This window comes from Prevotella sp. E13-27 (assembly GCF_023217965.1).
GTDB lineage: Bacteria > Bacteroidota > Bacteroidia > Bacteroidales > Bacteroidaceae > Prevotella.
The window spans coordinates 14,040-38,935 of record NZ_JALPSC010000001.1 but is presented as its reverse complement, the minus strand read 5'-3'; the positions used below and the strand labels follow the sequence as shown (position 1 = coordinate 38,935).

Annotated in this window: 22 protein-coding genes; 17 read left to right on the top strand and 5 right to left on the bottom strand. The window is 47.2% G+C overall.

Annotated features, from left to right (window positions below):
* Positions 1–61: 61 nt before the first annotated feature.
* Complete coding sequence (locus M1L52_RS00160) at positions 62–2,170, bottom strand: DNA topoisomerase (RefSeq protein ID WP_248612820.1); 2,109 nt, start codon at positions 2,168–2,170, stop codon at positions 62–64.
* Between the two features lie 619 nt (positions 2,171–2,789).
* On the opposite strand from M1L52_RS00160, the gene M1L52_RS00155 reads away from it, so the two are divergent.
* Positions 2,790–4,148 carry an ATP-binding protein gene (locus tag M1L52_RS00155; RefSeq protein ID WP_248612819.1) on the top strand — a complete coding sequence of 453 codons (1,359 nt, stop codon included), beginning with the start codon at positions 2,790–2,792 and terminating at the stop codon, positions 4,146–4,148.
* A gap of 29 nt (positions 4,149–4,177) precedes the next feature.
* Positions 4,178–5,815: a leucine-rich repeat protein gene (locus tag M1L52_RS16445; RefSeq protein WP_248612818.1), complete on the top strand. Its 1,638-nt coding sequence runs from the start codon at positions 4,178–4,180 to the stop codon at positions 5,813–5,815.
* A gap of 2 nt (positions 5,816–5,817) precedes the next feature.
* On the opposite strand, the gene M1L52_RS00145 is transcribed toward M1L52_RS16445, so the two are convergent.
* On the bottom strand, positions 5,818–6,384 hold the full coding sequence (locus M1L52_RS00145) for a hypothetical protein (RefSeq protein WP_248612817.1): 567 nt from the start codon (positions 6,382–6,384) through the stop codon (positions 5,818–5,820).
* A 667-nt stretch (positions 6,385–7,051) separates the two neighbouring features.
* Between M1L52_RS00145 and M1L52_RS00140 the strand changes: the two genes are divergently transcribed.
* The 7 genes from M1L52_RS00140 to M1L52_RS00110 all read left to right on the top strand — a co-directional run bounded on the left by M1L52_RS00140 (position 7,052) and on the right by M1L52_RS00110 (position 11,803).
* The gene (locus M1L52_RS00140; RefSeq protein ID WP_248612816.1) at positions 7,052–8,785 is read left to right on the top strand and encodes a leucine-rich repeat protein; all 1,734 of its coding nucleotides are present in this window, start codon (positions 7,052–7,054) and stop codon (positions 8,783–8,785) included.
* Positions 8,786–8,791: 6 nt separating this feature from the next.
* Entirely contained in the window at positions 8,792–9,349 is a 558-nt protein-coding gene (locus M1L52_RS00135; protein WP_248612815.1) for a leucine-rich repeat domain-containing protein, read from the top strand.
* Positions 9,350–9,359: 10 nt separating this feature from the next.
* Positions 9,360–9,626 carry a hypothetical protein gene (locus M1L52_RS00130; RefSeq protein ID WP_248612814.1) on the top strand — a complete coding sequence of 89 codons (267 nt, stop codon included), beginning with the start codon at positions 9,360–9,362 and terminating at the stop codon, positions 9,624–9,626.
* Between the two features lie 72 nt (positions 9,627–9,698).
* Positions 9,699–10,598 (top strand): hypothetical protein, encoded by a 900-nt coding sequence (locus M1L52_RS00125; protein ID WP_248612813.1) that lies wholly within the window; start codon positions 9,699–9,701, stop codon positions 10,596–10,598.
* An 89-nt stretch (positions 10,599–10,687) separates the two neighbouring features.
* On the top strand, positions 10,688–11,053 hold the full coding sequence (locus M1L52_RS00120) for a hypothetical protein (protein ID WP_248612812.1): 366 nt from the start codon (positions 10,688–10,690) through the stop codon (positions 11,051–11,053).
* Complete coding sequence (locus M1L52_RS00115; protein WP_248612811.1) at positions 11,046–11,345, top strand: hypothetical protein; 300 nt, start codon at positions 11,046–11,048, stop codon at positions 11,343–11,345. The genes M1L52_RS00120 and M1L52_RS00115 overlap by 8 nt, the downstream gene beginning before the upstream one ends.
* A complete protein-coding gene (locus M1L52_RS00110; protein ID WP_248612810.1) occupies positions 11,342–11,803 on the top strand; it encodes a hypothetical protein in 462 nt (153 codons plus the stop codon). Before M1L52_RS00115 ends, M1L52_RS00110 begins: the two co-directional genes overlap by 4 nt.
* Before the next feature lie 615 nt (positions 11,804–12,418).
* On the opposite strand, the gene M1L52_RS00105 is transcribed toward M1L52_RS00110, so the two are convergent.
* From M1L52_RS00105 to M1L52_RS00095, 3 genes are all read right to left on the bottom strand, one after another.
* Positions 12,419–14,422: an alpha-L-arabinofuranosidase C-terminal domain-containing protein gene (locus M1L52_RS00105; protein ID WP_248612809.1), complete on the bottom strand. Its 2,004-nt coding sequence runs from the start codon at positions 14,420–14,422 to the stop codon at positions 12,419–12,421.
* A gap of 69 nt (positions 14,423–14,491) precedes the next feature.
* Complete coding sequence (ribH, locus tag M1L52_RS00100; RefSeq protein ID WP_248612808.1) at positions 14,492–14,962, bottom strand: 6,7-dimethyl-8-ribityllumazine synthase; 471 nt, start codon at positions 14,960–14,962, stop codon at positions 14,492–14,494.
* Positions 14,962–15,642, bottom strand: a complete 681-nt coding sequence (locus tag M1L52_RS00095; RefSeq protein ID WP_248612807.1) for a tetratricopeptide repeat protein — start codon at positions 15,640–15,642, stop codon at positions 14,962–14,964. The genes ribH and M1L52_RS00095 overlap by 1 nt, the downstream gene beginning before the upstream one ends.
* A gap of 148 nt (positions 15,643–15,790) precedes the next feature.
* On the opposite strand from M1L52_RS00095, the gene recF reads away from it, so the two are divergent.
* From recF to M1L52_RS00055, 8 genes are all read left to right on the top strand, one after another.
* Complete coding sequence (recF, locus tag M1L52_RS00090; RefSeq protein WP_248612806.1) at positions 15,791–16,900, top strand: DNA replication/repair protein RecF; 1,110 nt, start codon at positions 15,791–15,793, stop codon at positions 16,898–16,900.
* Positions 16,901–16,953: 53 nt separating this feature from the next.
* Entirely contained in the window at positions 16,954–17,244 is a 291-nt protein-coding gene (locus M1L52_RS00085; RefSeq protein ID WP_248612805.1) for a DUF721 domain-containing protein, read from the top strand.
* A gap of 130 nt (positions 17,245–17,374) precedes the next feature.
* The gene (locus M1L52_RS00080) at positions 17,375–17,908 is read left to right on the top strand and encodes a hypothetical protein (protein WP_248612804.1); all 534 of its coding nucleotides are present in this window, start codon (positions 17,375–17,377) and stop codon (positions 17,906–17,908) included.
* 180 nt (positions 17,909–18,088) lie between these two features.
* Positions 18,089–18,745: an HAD family hydrolase gene (locus tag M1L52_RS00075; RefSeq protein WP_248612803.1), complete on the top strand. Its 657-nt coding sequence runs from the start codon at positions 18,089–18,091 to the stop codon at positions 18,743–18,745.
* Positions 18,730–19,551, top strand: a complete 822-nt coding sequence (panB, locus tag M1L52_RS00070; protein ID WP_248612802.1) for a 3-methyl-2-oxobutanoate hydroxymethyltransferase — start codon at positions 18,730–18,732, stop codon at positions 19,549–19,551. Before M1L52_RS00075 ends, panB begins: the two co-directional genes overlap by 16 nt.
* Positions 19,552–19,625: 74 nt before the next feature.
* Positions 19,626–20,780, top strand: coding sequence for an MFS transporter (locus tag M1L52_RS00065; protein WP_248612801.1), 1,155 nt, complete (start codon positions 19,626–19,628; stop codon positions 20,778–20,780).
* Positions 20,781–20,874: 94 nt separating this feature from the next.
* Positions 20,875–22,284, top strand: a complete 1,410-nt coding sequence (gene uxaC, locus M1L52_RS00060; RefSeq protein ID WP_248612800.1) for a glucuronate isomerase — start codon at positions 20,875–20,877, stop codon at positions 22,282–22,284.
* A 73-nt stretch (positions 22,285–22,357) separates the two neighbouring features.
* A complete protein-coding gene (locus tag M1L52_RS00055) occupies positions 22,358–24,889 on the top strand; it encodes a TIM-barrel domain-containing protein (RefSeq protein ID WP_248612799.1) in 2,532 nt (843 codons plus the stop codon).
* Positions 24,890–24,896 lie beyond the last annotated feature (7 nt).

The window sequence follows — 24,896 nt, the reverse complement described above, 5'->3', positions numbered from 1 at the left end:
TTGTGGTCTTTTTGTTTTACCCTTTTATAAAGATGTTTTTATCCGTCTGCGATGAATGACTCTATTCGTCAAACGGTTTTCTGTATGTGCATCCTTCTTTCCAGCGCGAGCATCCCCAGGCAGTCTTGCCTTTTATCACGTGGCCTTTGCCACAGACAGGACAGATGGTTGGAACGTCGTCGGCCTCTTTCTTCTTTTTCGTAGCCTTCTTTGTGGTCTTCTCTTTTGTCTTCCCCTTGGCCTTCTCCTTCGGCTCTTCGGGCTGTTCCAGGGCCACTCGGCGATTTGATGGGTCTGACAGCACTTTGCTTACTATCTCCGTCACCTGTTGCTTCAGCTCGTCTATGAATTGCTGCGCATCATATTTCTTTGCCTCGATGTCTCTTAGCTTCTTCTCCCAGATGCCAGTCAGCTCAGCGCTTTTTAAGAGTTCCTCGTGTATCAGGTCTATGAGCTCTATGCCTGTTGGCGTTGCCACAAGGCGTTTGCGCTCTTTGCGAATATAGTGGCGCTTGAACAGCGTCTCTATGATGGCTGCACGTGTTGACGGGCGTCCTATGCCGTTCTCTTTCATTGCTGCGCGCAGCTCCTCGTCGTCCACCAGCTTACCCGCCGTCTCCATAGCGCGAAGCAGGGTGGCCTCTGTGAAGTAGGGTGGAGGAGTGGTCATCTTCTCCGTCAGCGTAGGCGTGTGCGGACCACTCTCGCCTTTCTTGAAGTCAGGCAGAGTGCGCTCCTCTTCTTCAGGCTTCTTCTCGTCATCGTCATTGGTCTGGGCATCGCGAGCATAGACGGCTCTCCATCCTGGGTCGAGTATTGTGCGGCCAGTAACCTTGAATTCCAGGACCTCTCCCGACCTCCCCAAGGGGGAGGAGTGGCTGCCGCTTACATTCTCCGCAAGGTCCTCCCCTCCTTTGGAGGGGTCGGGGGAGGTTGCTCCTAATACTGTTGTCTGTGCGAACTTGCAGTCAGGATAGAACACAGCTATGAAGCGGCGTGCTATGAGGTCATAGACCTTCTGTTGCAGGTCTGCCAGTCCCTGTGGCGGAACGCCTGTGGGTATAATGGCGTGGTGGTCTGTCACTTTCGATGAGTCGAACACCTTCTTCGACTTTGTCAGTGGCTTGCCGCCTAATGGGCGCACCAGCTCAGCGTAGGGAGCCACTCCTGCAAACTTCGTCTGGAACAGTCCGTTCATTATCTGCGGACACTTCGGATAGACGTCGTCGCTGAGGAATGTCGTGTCAACACGCGGATATGTGGTCAGCTTCTGTTCGTAGAGCTGCTGTATGATGTTCAGCGTCATCTCTGCCGAGAAGCCGAACTTCTTGTTGCAGTCCACCTGCAGCGATGTGAGGTCGTAGAGCGATGGGGGCGTCTCCTTGCCGTTCTTCTTCTGCACATCAGTAACGGTGAACGGCTTTCCCTCTATCGTTGCAAAGGCCTTCTCACCTTCTTCCTTCGTGTTGAAGCGTCCCTGTGTGGCAGTAAACGTGGTGTCGCGATATACTGTGGCAAGCACCCAGTAAGGCTCGGGCTTGAAGTTGTCTATCTCCTTCTGTCGATTCACTATTAGCGCCAGCGTCGGCGTCTGCACCCTGCCTATTGATAGCACCTGACGGTTCTGTCCGTATTTAGTTGTATATAGGCGCGTACAGTTTATTCCAAGCAGCCAGTCACCCACGGCACGGCTCAGTCCGGCCATGTATAGCGTCTGATATTCGCTCTGGTCCTTCAGGTTCTCAAAGCCCTCGCGTATGGCCTCGTCAGTCATCGACGAAATCCACAGTCGCTTAACAGGACATGTGGGCTGTGCCTTCTGCATCACCCAGCGCTGTATCAGCTCTCCCTCCTGTCCGGCGTCACCACAGTTTATTATGGCGTCGGCAGCGCGCATCAGGCGCTCTATGGTCGCAAACTGCTTCTTTATGCTTTGGTCTTCTTTCAGGCGGATGCCGAAGCGAGGTGGAATCATAGGCAGCGCAGAGAGGCTCCACGACTTCCACATGGGCGTATAGTCTTCAGGCATCTTCAGCTCGCACAGGTGACCGAATGTCCATGTCACCTGATAGCCGTTGCCCTCCATATATCCGTCGTGCGAGGTCGTCGCTCCCAGTATTCGTGCTATGTCTTTACCCACGCTGGGCTTCTCTGCTATACAAACTACCATTCTTGTTTTCTTTCTTTTTGAGTGTGCAAAGGTAAACAAAAATGGTTGAACCGCAAAAGAATTATTGTTATTAAACATTCAATTAATATTTCTATAGCGTTTAGTAAGAACTCCCAGAGCGTTTAGTAAGAACGCTCCGAGCATTTGGTAAGAACGCTCCGAGCGTTTGGTAAGAATACTTCTGGCGTTTGGTTAGAACGGGTATGTGGGGGCGGTTCTTCTGTGTAATCGGTTTTGTGCTCTTATTCTGGCAGTTCTGTAATATATTTCTGACATCCTTGTATTCTGGTTCTTACTGTCTTGAAAACCAAAGTCGTCGACTTTGGTGACCAAACTCGTCGACTTTGGTAACCAAACTCGACGAGTTTGTAAAATAGCATAGTCAGAACTACATTGTTGTATGGACTGCCACACTTTGCAATTCTGTCTATACAATATTACACAAGTCTCTAAGATGGGTAAGGCTTGCAATGGGAAAGTCTAAGGGTAACAAGGAGAAAAACGGTGCTGAATTCGGAGCAAAACGCAGATTTTAGTCATATTCTTTGTGTATGTCAACTTAATTATGTAGTTTTGCACCGAAATGTTATGGTCGTAAAATTTATAGCTGTAAAATTCTATGAAGAAGTTCTATGATAGAGAACGCGAAATGACCGAGCTTAGGGAATTGCAGCGTCAGGCGTACAACGATTATTCCCGCTTTGTTGTGCTCACAGGCCGTAGGCGCGTGGGTAAGACTAGTCTTGTATACAAATTGATAAGCGAGACGCAGGAAGATGCTCCAGGACTCTATTTCTTCGTTGGAAGAAAGACAGAAACTGTTCTCGTTAGAACCTTTGTGCAAGAGGTTCGCGAAAAGCTTGGCGAGTTTGTTCCCGATGGAATGAGTTCGTTTCGTGAACTCTTCCAGATGATACTGGAGATTGGAAAACGAAAGAAGTTCACACTCTTTATAGATGAGTTTCAGGAGTTTGATAATATCAATGCTGGTATTTTCAGCGACATACAGGAATTGTGGGACGAATACAAGAATCAGACAAACGTCTGTCTGATAGTGTCTGGTTCTATATTCCGCATGATGGAAAAAATCTTCAAAGACGAAGAGCAGCCTCTCTTCGGCAGGGATGATTTTACCATTAAGCTGAGGCCCTTTAATACAGATACGATTAAGGAAATACTGGGTGACTACAAGCCTAATTACACCTCAGAAGACCTTCTTGCACTTTGGACGATTACAGGTGGGGTGGCTCGTTACATTGAACTGCTCATGAACAACGGATGCACTAACGTAAAGAAGATGATACACTACGTTTGCTCAAGTGGTGACAGCTATTTTGTTGACGAAGGCAAGAAGATACTCATTCAGGAGTTTGGCAAGCAATATGGCACATACTTTAGTATCCTCGACCAGATAGCGCACGGCGATGTTACACAAAGCGAGATTGAAGGATCTTTAGGAATGAAAAGTCTTGGCGGACAATTGAAGATACTGGAAGAAAAATACGGTATCATCAAGAAGAAACGTCCGATTGGTGCCAAAGAAGGCAGCCAGACGGTACGTTATGAAATACAGGACAACTTCTTCCGTTTCTGGTTCCGCTACATTCACAGGTACTCCGCTCTTATTGAGTTGCAGAATATGCCAGCACTGGAGAGCATCATTACTAATGACTACACCACATTCTCAGGAATAGCCCTGGAACGCTGGTTCCGTCAGAAGATGATGGAGAGCTGCCGATACAAGCAGATAGGAGGTTGGTGGCAACCGAATGGCGTCAACACCAAAGGCAATAGCGATGACTTCGAGATTGACATTGTGGCCGAAACGCTTGAAGGCGATATTGAAGCGTATGAGGTGAAGCGTAATCCTCAGAAGTATTCTCCTGCAAGACTTGAAGAGAAAGTCGCAGAGATGAAGCGACGCATATTTCGTGGCAAAGAAATCACAAAGGGTGGTTTGTCCATGGAGGATATGTAAACATAAGGGACTATCATAATAGAACAGTCGTGAATCAGGATTATTCCGAATCGTCATTCTTCTTTGTGCCTAAGGGACATCAGAAAGAAGCTGTACAACAGCTACGCCTTGGTTCAGGCAGTAGGCAGCACCTTTTCTACAAGGTGCTCAGAAATGGCGAGTACTTCTTCCTTAAATCCTTGCGCCCAGAATATATGCAGCAGATGTTCTATCATGAGGTGCTGCAAAAGGAGTATGCTTTGGGCTCCTCGATTCATTGTGATTATATTGTTAGCTATCACGAACTTATCGATACCCCCAACGAATGTAGTGTCTTAATGGACTATGTCAATGGAGTAACCCTCGATGAGTTTGTCAACAAGCATCCCGACTATTTCTCACAATCAAACAATCTGCGGAAGTTTCTGAGCCAACTTTGTATGGCACTCCACGAACTGCACAGCCATCAGGCCCTGCATCTCGACTTGAAACCATCAAACATCATGCTCACCGATGTCAATCACGACGTGCGTCTTATTGATTTGGGATGCAGCTATATTGATGCCCGCCCAGACCTGATGGGGCAAACGGCTGCTTATGCAGCACCAGAGCAGAAGGACGGCAGTTATGACGTAGATGCCCGTACCGATATCTATTCACTTGGCAAGATACTTGAATGGTTGTCGCCTCAGCAGTCGCTTTTTCAGAAAATGATGGCACGTTGTCTGAAAGAACGCAAGGAGGACCGATTTCAGTCTGTAGATGAGCTGTTAACCCTGTTGGATGAACGGAATGTTGGAAGTAGTGGTAGGAAATGGTTTCTGCTGTTGGTACTATTATTCCTGCTGGCTGCTGTTTTCTCATGGCAATCTTTTTGGAAGCCTAATACATCTGCAATTGTCGATGGTACTGAGTTTGTTGATACCACCTGCCTTGACACGTTCTACTTTCGTGTAATATCAGTTGCAAACCACTCGGCAGCTGTGATACCTGCGCCCGAGGATGGATTTCCCTACGAAAAAGATATTGTGATACCCGAATCGGTTACCTTCCATGGTGAGACCTTTTATATCCGCGAGATAGCAGCCAATGCCTTTCGTGAGTGTTCACTAATCACAAATATCCATATTCCGCCTACTATCACTACCATCAATAACAGCGCCCTGCGAAACTGCTGCCGTATTAAAGGGCTGTACCTCCCCCCTTCATTGCGCAATCTGTACTATGAGCCCTTTGCCAGTTGCCGTAGTCTCACCAATGTCAGTTGGCCGGCATCGGCTACCATGGTGCCTCGCAACTGTTTTGTGGCGTGTGTATCGCTGCGAGCAATCAATTTGCCAGAAGGAGTTATTTCCATAGGACAAGATGCCTTTGCAGGTTGTGACAGTCTGGAGAATGTACAATTGCCCAACACGCTACAACGTATAGGTCGTGGAGTTTTCTTTCGGTGCCGTTCATTGCACACCATCACATTGCCTGCTCAGGTCAAGTTGTTAGGCGAATATCTGTTCTATAAGTGTGAATCACTGGAGGAAATCAAGGTGCTGGCACCAAAGCCCCCAAAGATTTCTACCATTGTCGATAGTTCTTTCCATGGCGTGATTCGTGTGCCTGCGAAGTCTCTGGCAGCCTATCAAAACGCAAAAGGGTGGAGCGAACTCAACCTTCAGCCAATTGAAGAAAAATAAGATTATTTGCGAACAGAGAAAACTACACCATGTTCTTTTCCGCAGATATAGTTGCCTATCAGTTCGCCGTTTCTAACCAATGAGAAAAGCGTCAGCGGTGTGTTTTCCACGATATGCATACAACGACACGTGTCACCAGGTCGCAATTTGCTGCCTATTGATTCTACAACGGTTAGCAAGTCGTCGCCTTCATAGCGCATGGTAACTATGCGGTCGGGTATCCAGCGAAGAATGATGTGGGTGCCTACCTGAAGATCACTCAGATACAGGTTGCGATAAGCCATGGTGCCACTCTCATCACCCTCTTCAAGGTTTGTCTGACAGAAAGATACCCAGTTATGGAATCCGGCAAATTGTGCAAGAATGTCGAGCGTGGTCACTCGCACCTTGTAGTCCACGTTGTCCTTGTCCACATATCCCCAGAAACGCTTTAGCGTAGACAGACTTAATTGTTGTCCTGTCTTCTGCTGTATTTCTTTCTGTAGCAGCTCAAAGTCCTTGGGTGTTTTTATGTTGATGCCCAAAACCAGTTCCGTCAGGTGTTTTAGCTCTTCCTGTTTCTTTTCCATTCCGAAAGGATTCCTTTTGTTTTGCAAAAGTACACAACTCTTGTTAATTGTGCAAGAACGGACATAAAAAGAACCAAATAAGAACCAAGCTTTAATGTGTGTTTTTCGATGATAAGCCATATCTTTGCAATGATTTTTTGACAACAGGAGAAAGCCGAAAATCCTATAAAAGAGTAGGCAAGTGCTAAAAAACTAACAATTATGAGTAGTGTAGAGAACATACCTATTTCACATGAAGAGTATTCGTTAATGGTAGTTAGGTGTTTGGCGATACCTGGGAAACGTAAGCGAAGTAATTGCTCACGTTTTCTTTTTATGTATTCTTACAAACACCCAAAACAATAAAATGACATACCGTTTTTGTGCAAACAGAGTATCAGGCGACGGAAATGCCTTGTTTCCCGACGAACTGATTATTGACACGTCGAATAAACGTGTTACATTCCGTAAGGGGAAAATTATAGGTCATAATGAAAAATGTATAAACTTTTCTGCAATTGGTAGTGTGTCGAAGAATGTGCACTTATTTTTTGCAGATATTATTATTGAGACAAAGGGTGGCTTGATTATATGTGCCAAAGGCTTCACTAGAAGTGATGCGTCAAAAATAAGTAATCTTTTGTCTGATTCAATCTCTGAAATTTACTAACAACTAAAAATGATAAACATGAAGAAGTTAAGATTAAAAATGCTTTGCCTATTGGCAATTATTTCGGTCAGTACTTATGCATTGCCCGTAACAAAAGAAGTGAATGGTATTTGGTATAGTATTGACTCCAATACGATGACTGCGGATGTTACACAACCATTAAATGGTGGTAACACCTACTATTCCGGTATGGTGAACATTCCTTCAACAATTACTTATGAAGGAAAAACATATACAGTTACAGCCATTTTAAATGGAGCATTTAGGGGACAAGGAAATATGACAACTATCGTTATCCCTAAAACTGTCAAGTATATAGACTATGAGGCTTGTCAATACTGTTCTAATTTGCAGAGCATTGTATTTGCCAGCAATGGTGTGTTGGAGAAAATTGAGAGACGCGCTTTTACAGGGTGTTCTGTGACTGCTCTGAATTTTCCAAATTCGCTTATATCAATAGGCGAGGATGCGTTTAAAGATTGCGACAAGTTGAAGAGTATCAAGGGGGGCGACAACATCCAGGTATGGGGCGACAACATCTTCCAAGGCTGTATAAGCCTTACGGAAGTAACATTCCCAAAGTCGCTTAAAAAGCTTGGTGACTTTGCTTTTTGGAACTGTAGCTCGCTGAAAAAGGTGACAATGAATGAAGGACTTGAATTTATTGGCAACGATGCATTCCTGCAATGTCAGGTTTTAGAAGATGTTACAATTTCTAACACTGTTAAAGAGGTTGGTTGGGAGGCTTTCCGTTGGTGTATCAACTTAAAGCATATTGAGATACCCAATTCGGTGGAGAAAATGGATTACGGCGTATTCCGCTATTGCACATGGCTTGAAAGTGTGAAACTTAGTGATAATTTAACGGAGATCCCTGCATGGGCTTTCGAACAAACCCCTCTTAAATCTATTGAATTGCCTAAAAACATAAAAAAAATTATGCCTTTTGCATTTAGAGGATGTCTATATCTAACGGATGTGAAATGGGGCAATTCACTGGAACTTATTGGCGGATCAGCATTTGCCAATACAGGCTTTACACGTGTTGAACTTCCAGAGCCGCTGTTTGAAATCGGTCAAGAGGCTTTCGCTGAATGTGAAAACCTCATAGAGGTAATTATACCTCGCACCACCATGCAGATAGTAGATTATGCATTTGTAAAATGTAGTAATTTGTCATGTATATATAACTATTCTTCCACGCCTCAGGCTATCAGTTGGACTCAGTCTCCTTTTTACCTTACTGCCAACCCTCTTTATGTTCATGTGTATAATGGTTTGAAAGAATTGTATGAGACTAACATCAGTTGGGAACAAGCGATTGAAAAAGATGGTGTCATCATTGTTGACGACATTCCTGTAGTAGAGGCAACGTCTATTGTTATAGAGAATGCACCTTATTATTGTGGCGTAGGGGAAGTGGGACAGGCTGTTGCAAGCACCATGCCAAAGAATGCCTTTGTAAAAGACCTTTCATGGTCTAGCAGCGATGAATCTATCTTGCATATTGAGGAGATGACGGGGCAGTTCGTCGGACTCGATGAGGGTGAGGTCACCATTACTGTATCCACTACTGATGGTACCAACTTAGAGGCAACAGCAAAAGTTTATGTAACTGCACAAAGCGGCATTAAGACACCTGTTGACATGACTAACCAAAGTAGGACTGTATATAATCTGCAGGGACAAAAAATGTCAAAGCCCGTCAAGGGAATCAATATCATCAACGGGAAAAAATATATCATAAAGTAGAAGGATATGAGAAAACTATTGTTTTTCCTATTGTTAGCCGTGGCGACTACTGCAAAAGCCCAGTCGTTAGAAACCACGCAGAACTATACCACAGGCTATATGGAAACTGGATATTTTGACAAAGATAACACAATAAAGACTATTGACGGTGTACTATATATGCTCTACGATGGTGTTCCTATAGTGTTGGTTAGATATCCAGCCATGAATCCGCGTGAGGAGTTTGAGGTTCCCTCCACAGTTCGTCGCATTAACAACAATGCCTTCCAGGGAACCAAGTATCTTAAGACCTTAAAATTTCACAACACTGTGACATATAATCGCAATGTGAAACTGACCATTGGTGAGACTGCTTTCAATGACTCTTCTATAGAGAACTTTGTCGTAATTGAGAACGATGAGTCAGCCGCGACAACTGTCCGTGAGTCTCATCAGTCTTTATCACCTAAAGAGGTTGCCAGATACGACCTTTCTGGACGTAAAGTAGATGCGGATTTCAAGGGCATCCAAATTGTAACATATAGCGACAATACCGCACAGATAAAACTATCCAATAACCAATAAAAATCTCACGATGAAATATACAAAAGAGCAGGCGAGAAGTGTAATCAAAATTTTTCAGGAAGTATTACACCAACGCATTACTATAATTGACTATCATGTTGAAGAATTCTTCCATGTGTTTAAAATAGAGCCTTTTCCAATTGATGGAACTATTTGTAATGCTATTCGATTTAAGGATACATTGGTACAAGATTGTATTATTTCACCTCATGTTGCGCCCGATATGTCTGAAATAATAAAAGCATGTTTTGTGCATATTAATGAGTGTAATGAATAGATTTTTATTTAATGTTCTACCAAGAGATAACCAATAAAACCTCACGACGTACAGTAAAATCGTTACTAACCTATGGAAGAAAATGAAGAGAAAAAGACGCGTACGGTAGAACTGACTGTATGGTCTGGATACTTGGGATTGGTGGAAATCACCCCAGTAAACAAATCGTATGCCAATAAGTATATTGGTTCGGGCGAAGAACCTGACGACGTGTATGACAGGTTTGAGGATACTTGTGGCGTTTTCTTTGTGAATGGGGACGATAACGTCAACCTGAAGGTAAAGGACGGCGACAAAGAAATGTCGTTTGATAAATTGCCACAGCTATGTTTGGGAGCCATTGAGGATTATCGCGATAATAAAACCCTTAAGGATTGGCTGGAGGCCTGTTGGGACGGTGAAGAGGATGAAAAACCTCAGAGTGATGTCGAGATCATAAAATGGCTGGACGAAAACTACGACTATGACTATGATGATGGCTGGCCTGTATGGAAAGTGATGCAGAAAGCTAATCTGGATGATGTCCCCAGCGTCTTTCAGGAACTATGGGAGCAGTTCGTGAATGGTGAATATCTGAGTTTCGTCGATTACATCCGCTTGCAAGCCAAGGAATATAATGAAGCTATCTCGGACGATGGCGTTAACTATTGCGATTGCGGCAGTCCGGGTAAGGGAACGGTGAATTTCTATATTGAACTGCCTGAGGACGAGGAGTTTGACATCAAAAAGCTGCATTTCTTATGTGAAGGGGATTGGTGGGACTGCGATTTCGGCCTTATGGATGAATGTTTCAATGCTCTAAATGGCATGGACGTGTTGTTGGAAGTGGTGGAATACGACGGTCACTTCTACAGAATGTATGATCCTTGCTACGTGCCAGGATGGAAAGATTTCGGTGGCGCCAAGTTCCTTGACTGCGACATGAATGAGGTTGAGTATGATGAGGATTTGGCCGATGAAGAAGATGAATAGAAACCGGAGCGTAGCCTGCGAAAAGACTGCGCTCCAGTTTTTTCTTGCGAAATCATTAAATTTTTCTGATACCTTACTATATTATAGGTATGATGATAAAGGACAGAAGTAAATTAACTAAGGAACAGTGGGACCTGAAGCGAAAGTATGATGAGGGCTTCGATAAGTTTTTTTTGAGGGAGGACTTTCGCTTTTATGCCACATCTATATTAAAGCGGTGTCCCAAAGGGCTTGACCTTGACACTTGCTTCGACAGCGAAACAGAGGAGATGGTCATCGTGTGCCGTTGTAAGATTTATGGCTATGAATACTCCAGTTTCGAACACGTTTGTGGCGACTACTATTGTGAAGAGATGGCCACTCGACAGATGCTCGACATCTGCCTAACCTACCTACAGGAGAAGAATCCTGTGCTCTACGATGAGATTAAAGAACTGAAAAAAGATTATGACTGAAGACATTCAACAGACAATAGAATTTGAGGAAGGTCGTAGTTATGTTTTACATCAGAAGGACTGCGAACCTTGTTTTTTCCGCTTGAAGGCCCGCACGGGCAGTATGCTTACGTTTGTTTTGCGCCAGCGAGATAATCCACAGGAACTGAAAGGTATTAGTTTTATTCCTGAAGGCGAGAACCAGGAGGTTTTTGCTTTCACTTGGAATGGCCGACGCGCCTTTCTCACGGCTTCGGACTATATAAGAGGATATCGGAGCATTGTGGAACTAAGAAATGCGCTAAGAAGGTGAAGAAGGAAATGACATTCACCGAGGAACAGAAACTGTTTGTGCGGTCGGCATGGCTGCTGTACAATAACCGCGAGCGTATATTGAGTGACCCACGCATGGCATACGCTCCAATCAGCATGCCCAATGGGCTGATGTATTGTGGTGACAAGGCTTTCAAAGGTGCGACTATCGGCGTGTATCTGGACTGGTGGCAGGAGTGCGAAAAGGCTGTAGTAACGGATGAAGACGGTCGTCGCAAGTTGATAGTCTGCTTTGGCGGCAGCATGTTGTCGGGCTGGAACAAATGTCATATGGTTGATGAAGAGGGTTTGGCTTCTGAGGCGCGAGTGCAGGGGTTTCCTACGTTGTGGCATTCCTTCAGCCGTATCTGTCACCGTTATGCTGATGGCGAAAAGCCTGAACAGCCGTACTGTTTGGAAGAGGTTATCTGTCGATTGGCAGGCCGCTACGAGGAGTGAATGTAAATTAGGCCTTGAAAAAAAAGTTGCCCTTTTTATTGAATTTTTTTCGCGAATGTTTCTATATTATCATTGTGATTTAAAAGAAAAGACGAATGAAAATGAAAAAGGAAGCAAAGATGGAAAAATCAATGACACTACTGCGACCATGAAAGAATTGATGAGAAAACGTTACGAAAAATTGGCTTTTAGTAAAATGAACATTATAAAAAAGGTATATACGTGAATTGCTATTTCTTGAAAAAGTATTATCTTTGCAGGCAGATTATCGTAATAGTCGGAAACGCAAAGTAGAATCATGAATGTAGCATTCGGGCAAGTGATAAAAGGCTATTAGTCACCGTTGGAACGTTAAGACTTTTGCTTTCTTCTTCTGTCACGACCCTGAGGCAGGTGCTTTCATCTCCGACGGTCTCGACTGGTTCTATGATTTCTTGCGAGAACAGGGCGCTGTTGTCATAGAGCGTCCGTCGTGTCATCAGAATGGTGACACCATAACAGACTGGATTTGTAAGGTGTCTCCCAACTTATAATATGGTATAATGACACCACAATAAATAAAAGGGGATGGGCCATGCGGCTCATCCCCTTAAACATATTATTAGTTGTGTAGTCTTACAGCTGATATTCGAGCATAACCATTGAGTAGGGCTCAAGGTCGAGCGAGAACTTCTTCTGGGCCTTCACTTCCTCCTTGACAGGAACTATAGGCTGCTGGTCGAAGTTGTTCTCCTGATCGGGCTTGCCAGTGAGAGTGGTCTTCTTAGCCATCTTCTTCACTGAGAAACGACCGAGGTTGATGTTTGCCTTCTTTGCATCAGCACCGGCGTTGACAAGCTTCACGTAGAGACGACGGGTCTTCACGTTGAGGATGACAGACTGTCCGTAGTGAACATCCTGCTGAGGCTGCTGAACGCCTGCTGCATCGCCTTCGAAGCTTACGCAGTCGCCATAGTAGTACTGGCCTGAAGACTGGCCGAACATCTGCTGGACGTAGTAGCTGCAGGTGAGGAACGGACGCTCATTGTCGAAATAGATGAGGTCGGGGTTCCAGTTGGTAGCGTTCTTGCGAGCGAAGAGAGGTGCATAGCTGGTCATGCAGACAATGTCGCCATTGCGCTCGACGTGGAGCAGGTAGAGACCTTCGGCAAGAGCGTCGATGAGCTTCTTGTCCTTAGCAGCATACTCACCAAGATAAACCTTTGTCTTGCGGTCGCGAGGATACTTGTCGTACTGGCGAGAAGAGAGGAAGTACTTGTTGGGCTCGTAGTAGTGCTCGTCGATGATTGGCATCTCGAGTTCTTCAGCCAGCTTCCATCCGTTCTCAAGGTCTGGGTTGCCAGGATGAGAGCCAGGACCTGCTGTGCCCACAATCTTGATGTCAGGGTAAGCCTTCATCACCTTCTTATACATATAGGCGAAGCGCTCGTTGAACTCAGGAGTAATCTTCTCCTCGTTGCCTATTCCAAGGTATTTCAGGTTGAAAGGTGCTGGGTGACCAGCGTCAGCGCGCATCTTTGCCCATTTTGAAGTAGCAGGGTCACCATTGGCCCACTCAATGAGGTCAAGGGCATCCTGCACCCACTCGTCCATCTCTGACATAGGAACAACGTCCTGAGCCTGTGTCTTCATGCCCCATCCGCCGTTTGTTCCCTGACAGCTCACACCGCAAGGAAGTATAGGCAGAGGCTCCATGCCGAGGTCTTCGCAGAACTGGAAATACTCGAAGTATCCCAGACCCATTGACTGGTGGTAGCCCCATGTGTTCTTCAGATGACGGCGCTGCTCCTTAGGACCGATGGTGGTCTTCCAGCGATAGGTGTTCCAGAAGCCATCGCCACCGCCATGAACGACACATCCGCCAGGGAAGCGCATGAACTTTGGCTGGAGGTCAGCCAGAGCCTGTGCAAGGTCTTTGCGCAGTCCGTGTCCCTTGTATGTGTCCTGTGGCATGAGAGATATTACATCGACATCAAGGTCGCCTACTGTCTGTGTGAGAATCTGAAGGGCAGCCTTCTGGCAGTCAGCGCTTGGTGTGAGCATTGCGCTGTATTTCTTCCAGCTGTTGCCGTTGGCGTTGATCGTTGCCTCAGCCAACAGCTTTGGGTCTTTGTTCCATCCCTGTGGCTCAACGAGAGCAATGCGTATTACGGTGTTCTTCTTAGCGCGGAAAAAAGCAGAGAAATCGTATTTCTCGCCGGCCTTCACTGAGATGCCGTCGAAGCCGTCGTTCTGCAGTCCGAAACCTTTCCATCCGCTGTAGTCGTAGTATTCCTTCACACGCTCAGTGTGCAGACGCATGTAGGTGGGGTTATTAGGATGGATGCCGCCGTCCTTTCTCACCTCAGCATAGCCGAGTGAGTGGCCTGGACGTATGCTCTTCCATGCTGTGCCTGCTCCCCATCCGTCGCGCTCGCTGGGATTGAACTCAAACGAGCCGTTCTGCAACAGCTCAGCATAGAGTCCACCGTCGGCAGAGCTGCTGATGTCTTCGAAGAAAATACCTATGAGTTCGTCACTGATAGCCTTGCCTCCCTTAGGGGCATTCATTGGCTTCTGGGCGTTCGCGCCCACTGTTGCTGCCATGAGAAGGGCAGCGATGGCTGTGCGTTTTAGCATTTTGTTAATGGGTTGTTAGTAATTTAGAAAAATCGGTTTTTAGTGTGTGGTGTGGCGTTCTGGCAATTGTCAGAACTTCGCCATCTTTATGGCTACCACTGCACACTCATCGCCTTTGTTTCCCAGTCTGCCACCAGCACGGTCTTTTGCCTGCTGCATGTCGTTGGTTGTCAAGAGTCCAAAGACAACGGGGATGTTGCTTGTCGCGTTAAGACGTGCTATTCCTTCAGTAACACCCTGACAGATATAGTCGAAGTGGGGTGTCTCGCCGCGGATTACGCTGCCGAGGATGATGATAGCGTCGTAGCCGTCGTTGAGCGTCATCTGGCGTGCGCCATAGATGAGCTCAAACGAACCGGGAACGGTCTTTACGTGGATATTCTCGCTTAGTGCCCCATGCTTCTCCAGTGTTGACACGCAGCCTTCGAGCAATGCCCCAGTTATCTCAGGGTTCCACTCTGCAACCACGATGCCGAAAATCATGTTAGAAGCATCGGGCACCTTAGCGAGGTCGTATTCAGAAAGATTTCTTGTTGCCATTACTCTGAAACGCGCTCAATATATTCGTCAATCTTGTTCTGCTGAACGATGACTGAGTTGAAATACTTCTCCTTAATTTGCTGGTAGAGCTTCAGTGCATCAGCCTTCTTCTCCTGCTTCTCCAGAATCTGTCCTGCCTGGATGAGGAATGTAGGAGACAGTGAGCTGTTGTCTGCCTTTTCAGCAGCCTTTGTCAGAGTACTAACAGCTTTGTCGAGCTGGTTGAGGTTTGCATACACGTTACCCAGAGCACCAAGTGCAGCAGGTGATACCATCTGGTCGTCAGAGTAGTCGAACTTCTCAATAGACTGTGCTGCGTTCTCCCACTGACCGAGGTTTGCATAGCAAAGACCTGCATAGAGGTTTGCCAGGTTGCCTGCATCAGTTGAACCATATTCGCTTGCAATCTTCAGAAAACCTGCAACGCCAGTGCTATCGCCGTTGAGGGCCAGCTCGTAGTTACCGTTCATGAAGTTGTCCTGAGCCTTTGCCATTGCTGTGCTTGCCTTCTCGTTCTGCTCAGCCTTGTAGCTCTTGAACCACATTCCGCCAGCGATGATGAGTACCAAGGCTACGAAGCAGCCAATGATTGCTGTCTTGTACTTGAGGAAAAATGCCTCATTACCATTGTTTGACTCGTCCATTACAGGACCAGCCTGTTTTGTGTTTTGTTCTGCCATTTTTTATTGTTATTTTTGTTGCTATTCTGCTTATTTTAAGTCAATTTGGGCGCAAAATTACTTAATTCTCTGCACATATTGAAATTTATTACAAACTTTTTTTGCTTTTCATTCCTAAAAGCAGTAATTTTGCAGTAAAATAAAGTCGATGCTATTAAAGAAACTCACCATACTTAATTATAGGAACGTGCGCGAGGCTTCACTTGAATTCTCGCCTAAGTTCAATTGTTTCATTGGTGCCAATGGGGTGGGGAAGACAAACATTCTTGATGCTGTCTATTTCCTCTCGTTCTGCCATTCAGCCTTTACTTCACAGGACTCTCAGGTCATTCGCCACGACGAGCAGCTTTTTATGCTCGAGGGCGAATACAGTGAGGCTGCCTCTGAAGAGCTTGCCGACTTTACCATCAGCTGTGGCATGAAGCGTGGCACGAAGAAACATTTCAAGCGCGACAAGAAAGAATATAAACGACTCTCTGAGCACATAGGCCTGATACCCATCGTGATGGTGTCGCCTGGCGATACGCTTCTCATTGAGGGTGGCAGCGAAGAGCGTCGCCGATTGATGGATATGGTGATTTCTCAGCTTGACGTTGCCTATATAGAGGCGTTGAACCGATATAACAAGGCTCTTCAGCAGCGTAACATGATGCTGCGTCAGGAGGATGTGGAACCTGATCCTGATGTGATGTCGATACTTGAGGAGCAGATGGCTGTCGAGGGTGAGCTTATCTATGCCAAGCGTCGTGACTTCATTGAGCAGTTGGTGCCTCTGTTCCAGCAGTTCTATACCACCGTCTCTGGAGGTCATGAGCAGGTGTTGCTCAACTATGTGTCCCATTGTCAGCGCGGTCCACTGCTTAATGTCATCCAGCGTGACCGCATGAAAGACCGTGCCGTGGGCTATTCGCTCCACGGAGTGCATCGCGACGACCTCGAGATTCTCCTTGACGGACATCCCATGCGTCGCGAGGGCTCTCAGGGACAGCTGAAGACATTTGTCATTGCGCTGAAGCTGGCACAGTTTGACTTTCTTAAACAGTCGCGTTCTCATACTAAGCCATTGCTGTTGCTCGATGATATCTTTGATAAGCTCGATGCCAAGCGCGTGGAGAAGATTGTCGAGCTTGTATCCGATGACCGTTTCGGTCAGATTTTCATTACCGATACCAATCGTGACCATCTCGACCAGATTCTAAGTCAAGGTCATTTCGACTACAAGCTCTTCCATGTCAACGATGGCGAAATAGAATTCTAACCTCTTACCTCTCACCTCTTACCTCTAACCACTTACCTCTCACCTCTAAGAATATGTTTCGTCGTGATGTACAACAAATAAAAGATCTGGTTTTGCGCAACCTGCGCGTACAAGGGTTGGAGACGCCTCTTTTGCAGAAGCGCCTCGTGGAATCGTGGCCAGAAATAGCGGGGCCTGCGATAGCACGCTATACCACCGACGTAAAGCTTTATAACCAGACGCTCTATGTCTGTCTGAGTATGCCTGCCTTGCGTGCTGACCTCAGCATGCGCCGTCAGGAGTTCATCCAGCGTCTCAATGCACATGTTGGTGCGCAGATAATTGCTGATATAAGGTTTAGTTAGAGGTTAGAGGTGAGAGGTAAGAAGTGTTTTTAAGTTTAGGGAAAACCCTATGTTGGATTAGGGCTTTTTCTTTTGTGGGCATTGCAAACTGTCGTATCTTTGCGATGTCAAACTTTAAAAACAAACGATTATGAAAAAGATTTTTACCTATATGATGCTTCTCGTAACAGTAGTAGTAATGAGTAGCTGTGAGAGTGAAGACCACTATATCTCAGAACGTCTTACCAACCGCGACTGGCAGGGTCATCTTGGTACTTACTATAATGACCGCTGGGGCCTTACAGGTGATGACTATTGGACAGTGATGCGTTTCGTGAGCCGCGATGACTATGCCACAAGCGGACGTGGTTACGAGGTTGACTTTAAGAGGGGCTCATGGAATAATGACTATGCTTACAGCACCTTCCGTTGGTTTGTAGAGGGCGGTGAGATAACAATCATCTATGACGATGATCAGTGGACCCCAGTGTATATCAGTGACTATCATCTCAGTGGGATGCACTTCTATGGATATATCGATGATGGTACAACGCGCGAGATACGCTTCGACTTCGCTGACCAGTACTTCGACAATTGGAATTATTATGAGAACGCAGGCGCGTGGAGAACACGTTCGGCTAACGCTCCGTCAAGCATAGTAAGCGGTGTGTTCGCAAACAAATAGAGTTGATTTAGACTAAACAAAGCGGTGAAGGATGGAAAAAAACGTATTTTCTTTCGTTCTTCACCGCTTTTTCGTACTTTGAGACTTCGTCTCGAAGGTACTCACGCTCGGAAAATTGCAAATTTATTTGCATTTTCGCTCGCTTAATCGTACCTTTGCAGCCGATTTTTAAGCATAAGGATGAAAAAACAACTGAAAGCTGCACTCTTCGACCTCGATGGAGTGGTGTTCGATACCGAGCCACAATACACCATTTTCTGGGGCGCACAGTGCAGAGAGTTCCATCCGGAACATCCAGGACTGGAACACGAGATAAAAGGACAGACGCTCACCCAGATATATGACCGTTGGTTTAACGGCGAACTGGCAGAGAAGCGCGACATGATTACTCAGCGCCTGGACCATTATGAAGCTAATATGGACTATATCTATGTGGCAGGCTTCGAGCGCTTCGTCAGCGAACTGCGTCGCAATGGAGTGAAGACCGCTGTGGTGACAAGCTCTAATGTGCCTAAGATGCAGAGCGTCTATAAGCAAAGACCAGAGTTTAAGGAAATGTTCGATGAGGTGCTCACAAGCGAAGACTTCGCAGAGAGTAAGCCCTCGCCCGATTGTTACCTGAAGGCTGCAGCACGCTTCGGTGCCGACAAGGACGAGTGTGTGGTCTTCGAGGATAGCATCAACGGACTGCGCTCTGGACGTGCTGCTGAGATGATGGTCGTGGGACTGACTACGACAAACAGCAAAGAGAATATTCAGAAGCTGTCTGATGTTCAGATAGCAGATTATAACGATTTCGATTTTAAAACATTAAATGAACTATGGCAGGTTATTTAATCAGTGACACACGCAAGGTGACCACACACCGTTTCATCGAGATGAAACAGAAAGGAGAAAAGATTTCAATGCTTACATCATATGACTATACCACAGCAGGCATCGTTGACCGTGCTGGTATAGACGGAATACTTATCGGTGACTCTGCATCAAACGTGATGGTGGGCAACTCAACGACTCTGCCCATGACCGTGGATCAGATGATATACCACGCACGTTCGGTGGTTAACGCAGTGAAGCGTGCCCTCGTGGTGTGCGACATGCCTTTCGGTTCTTATCAGACAGGTGTTCACGATGGCGTGGTCAATGCCATCCGCATCATGAAGGAGAGTGGCTGTGATGCAGTGAAAATGGAAGGCGGCGTTGAGATTCTTGACACAGTGAAGGCTATACTCGATGCCGGTATTCCCGTGATGGCCCACCTCGGACTGACCCCTCAGAGCATAAATAAGTTTGGCACATACGCTGTGCGTGCCAAGGAAGAGCGCGAGGCTGCAAAACTGATTAGCGATGCTAAGGCGCTGTCAGAGGCTGGATGCTTCGCTGTGACTCTGGAGAAGGTGCCTGCAAAACTGGCAGAACAGGTGACAGCCGAGATTGCTGTGCCAACAATTGGTATTGGCGCTGGCGGCAACTGTGACGGACAGATTCTCGTCGTTGCCGACATGCTTGGTATGAACCAGGGCTTCTCACCACGTTTCCTGCGTCGCTATGCAGACCTTAACACCATCATGACCGATGCTATAGGTCAATATGTTACAGATGTTAAGAGTGGTGACTTCCCCAACGAGAGCGAGTCATACTAATCTCTTACCTCTCACTTCTCACCTCTCACCTCTAACCTCTTACCTCTCACCTCTCACCTCTCACCTCTAGATAGATGAATACTCAGAATACACCAGTACATGTAAACCTGTGGCACAAGGATTTCTGGCTTGTGGTAGTGGCCGACCTGCTGCTATCCATGTCAGTTACCATGCTCATCCCAACGCTGCCGCGATGGATGATGTTTGTCGATGGGCTGACAGAAGTTGAGACAGGCATAAGCATGGGAGCTTTCGCCGTGGGACTGTTCCTGTTGGGAGGTTTCAGCTCATACCTCGTTCAGCGCTATAGGCGTAACATGGTGTGTGTGTGGGCTACGTTGGCATTGGCTCTGTCGCTCGTCTTGCCTATCTATTTCGGCCCCATGTCGCTTGAATGGGCTGTGGCTATGCGACTTGCGCAAGGCGCAACATACGGCCTCGCGCTTATGGTGCTTACGTCAACACTTGTCATAGATACATGTGAGTCTAATCATCGCACAGAGGCTAACTTCTCTGCAACATGGTTCGGACGCTTCGCCCTTTCGCTTGGACCAACAGCTGGACTATTGTTGTTAGACCATCTGGGCATGGACATGCTCTTGTATGTCGCTGCAGGATGCTGCGTGCTGGCCGTGGTGCTTGTGCTGATGGTACACATACCGTTCCGTGTTCCTAAAGACCATTTCCCTGTGTTCTGCCTCGACCGTTTCTTCCTGACAAGAGGCTGGGCGCTGTTCATAGAGTTGCTGCTCATCATGGCAAGTGTGGGCATGATGCTGGCATTGTCTCGTAATGTCACGTTCTATGCCCTGATGATGATAGGCTTCATGCTTGCCCTGCTGGCTCAGCGTTTCGTCTTTCCTGATGCCGAGCTGAAGAGCGAGGTGGTGACAGGATTGATAGTCATGCTTGCCGTACTGCTCATAATGCTCTATGCACCAACGTCAGTGCTGCAGGCTCCGTTGCTTGGCTTCTCGCTTGGCATAGTCGGTTCACGTTTCCTGCTGTTCTTCATCAAGCTCAGCGACCACTGTCAGCGAGGCACTGCTCAGAGCACCTACCTGTTAGGGTGGGAGACTGGTCTTGCCATAGGCGTGGGAATGGGCTATGCCTGTTTCGATGGCAACAGAAATGAACTGTTGCAAGTGGCAATAGTACTCGTGCTGGTCGCCCTGGCAATGTACAGCCTTTTGTTGCACCAATGGTTTGTTGACCACAAAAAACGCTAAAAAAATAAAAAAACGTCAGCCTCTTACTTTAAGAACGCTGACGTTTTATTATCTTTGCAATGAATATAACTATAAACAACAAATAAATAATCTAATGAAACAATTCAACGACAAGAACTTCGTACTTGAGACTGAGGTTGCTCAAGACCTGTATCACAACCATGCGGCTAAGATGCCAATCATTGACTATCATTGTCATCTTATTCCAGAGATGGTAGCTAAGGACCATAAGTTCAAGAGCATCACAGAGCTGTGGCTGGGTGGCGACCACTATAAGTGGCGTGCCATGCGTACAAACGGCGTGGACGAGCGCTTCTGCACTGGCAAGGATACCACCGACTGGGAGAAGTTTGAGAAGTGGGCTGAGACAGTGCCCTACACCTTCCGTAACCCTCTCTACCACTGGACACACCTTGAGCTGAAGACAGCTTTCGGCATTGAGAAGCTTCTCAGCCCTAAGACTGCCCGTGAGATCTTCGACGAGTGTAACGACAAGCTGCAGAATGACCCCAACTTCACTGCTCGCGGTCTTATGCGCCACTACAATGTGGAGTGTGTATGCACTACCGATGATCCTGTTGACGACCTTCACAACCACATTGAGTATGCAAAGACTCGTGGTGAGAAAGATCCTCTGATGATTCCTGCTTGGCGTCCTGACAAGGCAATGAACATTGAGAAGCCTGAGTTCGCAAAGTATGTGGAGCAGTTGGCAGAGGTAAGTGGTGTTAACATCACAAAGTTTGCTGATATGATTGACGCCCTGAAGAAGCGTCACGAGTTCTTCGAGGCACAGGGCTCTAAGCTCTCTGACCACGGTATCGAGGAGTTCTATGACGAAGAATATACTGACTCACAGATTGAGACCATCTTCGAGAAGGCTATGCGTGGTCAGCAGCTCTCTAACTTCGAGATTCGCCAGTTCAAGCACTGCTTCCTCACCGTCATGGCTGAGATGGATGCCGACGCAGGCTGGACACAGCAGTTCCACTATGGCGCCATCCGCGACAACAACACCGCTATGTATAACCAGCTGGGTCCTGATACAGGCTTTGACTCTATTGGCGAGTTCAACACAGCCAAGGCAATGTCTAAGTTCCTTAACAAGCTGAACATGGAAGGTAAGCTCACACGTACTATCCTCTACACACTGAACCCATGTGCCAACGAGGTTATTGCAACAATGCTTGGTAACTTCCAGGGTGGTGAGCCTGGCAAGATTCAGTTTGGATCAGGCTGGTGGTTCAATGACCAGATGGATGGTATGATACGTCAGATGAACGCCCTCTCAGTACTCGGCCTGCTGAGTCGCTTCGTGGGCATGCTCACTGACTCGCGCTCGTTCCTGAGCTATCCTCGTCATGAGTACTTCCGTCGCATACTCTGCAACCTGCTGGGCAACGACGTGGAGAAGGGACTGCTTCCTGATGACCGTGAGACCCTTGGCCGCATGGTGGAGGACATCTCTTACAACAATGCACGCCGCTATTTCAAGTTCTATTAATTTATAAATTACAAGAGTGTTCTATTGCCGTTCAAACGACAGTTGAACGCTCTTTTTCGTTTCTATTATGTTTGTGAAAAAGAAAACCGTATTGCTTCTTTGCCTGCTGCTTACTGTCTTCAGCGTGAAGATGGTGGCAGGAGAGCCGTTCCAACAGATCCCGTTTGGTAAAGGTCAGCTGACTATAAAGACGCTGGCCGACAACGCCGTGAGAATCCAGTATTCTGAGAATGCCGCTTCGGAGAAGTTGCCAGAGTGGGTTTATGTGTCTGACGAGAAGACCTCTACTGATAAGATTTCGGTGAGGGTGAATGCCGATAGTCAGACACTCGACATCCTCAATGCCGACGGCGCCGTTGTGCTGAGCGTTACTGAGCATCAGCTGCGCCCATCGTCTCTGAATGGCTCACCTACCTATGAGGCACAGATGTCTTTCGTTGCTGCCGATGCCGATGGCGACTGCCAGTATGGTTTGGGGCAGTTTCAGGACGGATTCACAAACATTCATGGACTATCGCGCCGTCTGACACAGGTGAACACACAGATAAGCATACCGATGCTCGTCTCCAGCAAAGGCTACGGCATACTGTGGAACAACTATGGTCTTACTGAGTTCAATCCTGCAGACCGTTGTGTGGCTCTCAGCAAGACACAGGACGCTGGTAAGAAAGAGAAAGTCAATGTGACCTCTACTGAAGGTGGCAAGCAAGAGGTGCGCCAGCAGAACAAGTTTGCTGCCACTCTTACTGTCGAGGAAGACGGACAGTATGCGCTTCTGCTCGACGTGGGGCAGAAAATGGCACGAAGACATCATCTTATGATTGACGGACAGACAGTCATAGACATGAAGAACCTGTGGCTTCCGCCTACAGCATCACAGATAGTGACACTCAAGGCTGGCGAGCACCAGCTTTCTGCCGAGCTTACGAGCGAGGACAAGCCTGTGCTCTATTATAAGAAGGTGGAGCCAGCCACAACCTTCCGTTCGCCTGTGGCTCAGAGTGTTGACTACACCGTGTTCATTGGCTCTGCTGATGAGGTGATAGCCTCCTATCGCCATCTCACTGGCGATGCTCCGCTCATGCCTGAGTGGGCACTCGGCTATATCCACTGTCGTGAGCGCTTCCATTCCCAGAAGGAGCTGTTGGGCGTGGCATCGCGCTTCCGTAGCGAACAGTTGCCTGCCGATGTTATGGTACAGGACTGGCAGTACTGGGGACGTCACGGATGGAACGCAATGCGATTCGATGAAAACAACTATCCTGATCCGAAGGCAATGACAGACAGCCTTCACCACATGAACATGAGGCTTATGCTTAGCGTGTGGTCGAAGATTGACAAGAACTCTGAGGTGGGAAAGGCCATGCTGAAGGCGGGCTACTACATTCCTGGCACTGACTGGATAGACTTCTTCAATCCTGAGGCAGCAGGTGCCTACTGGAAAAACTTCAGCAGTCGTCTTCTTCCACTTGGCATCGATGCTTGGTGGCAGGATGCTACTGAGCCTGAGAACGATGACCTGCTGGGACGTCGTGTGTGGAACGGACGCTATCCTGGCGAGCTGTTCCGTAATGTCTATCCTCTGATGGTAAACAAGACCGTATGCGAGGGACTCCTTAATGACCAGCCTGAGAAACGCCCAATGATTCTCACACGATGTGGCTTTGCCGGCATTCAGCGCTATGGCTCGGCCATGTGGTCTGGCGATGTGGGTCATGACTGGGAGACGCTGCGTCGTCAGATCTCTGCCGGACTGGGCATGCAAGCTGCAGGCATACCCTGGTGGACCTATGATGCAGGCGGGTTCTTCCGTCCTGCACGCCAATATACCGATGTAGCATCCATAGAGTGCATGCTCCGCTGGATTGAGACATCGGTCTATCTGCCATTGATGCGTGTTCATGGCTATATGACCAACACCGAGCCTTGGGAGTATGGCAAGGAGGCACAGAACATCATTGCCTCATGCCTTAACGAGCGCTACAGACTGTTGCCCTACATCTATTCTAATGCAGCTGCAGTAACGTTTGAGGGCTCTACTCTGATGCGTCCTCTCGTGTTCGACTTCCCCAATGATGCAAGGGCTCTTCAGCAGAAGAACGATTATATGTTTGGTAAGGCACTGCTCGTAAGTCCTGTGACAGAAGGTGGTGTCAGCGCGTGGAAGACCTATCTTCCTGAGAACAAGGCAGGCTGGTTTGACTTCCTCACGTCTAAGCATCTCGATGGCGGACAGACTGTGAGCACATCTGTTGACAAGACTCGCATACCTGTGTTTGTGCGTGGAGGCAGCATACTTCCTTACGGTCCTGTGCGTCAGCATGCCCTTCAGACTACTGACGAGCCATTGGAGATAAGGGTCTATCCAGGTGGCGATGCAACGTTCATGCTCTATGAAGACGATGGACAGAGCAATGCCTACAAGCAGGGCGAATACTCCAAGGTGAGGTTGCAGTGGGACGAAAGCACCAAGTGCTTGCAGATTGACAAGCGCGAAGGCCGTTACAAGGACATGCCACGTCAACGCCAACTGAAGATCAGCGTGGTTGGAGCGGGTACGAAGACCATAGCATATAAAGGAAAAAAACTGAAAGTTCGCTTTTGAACTTTCA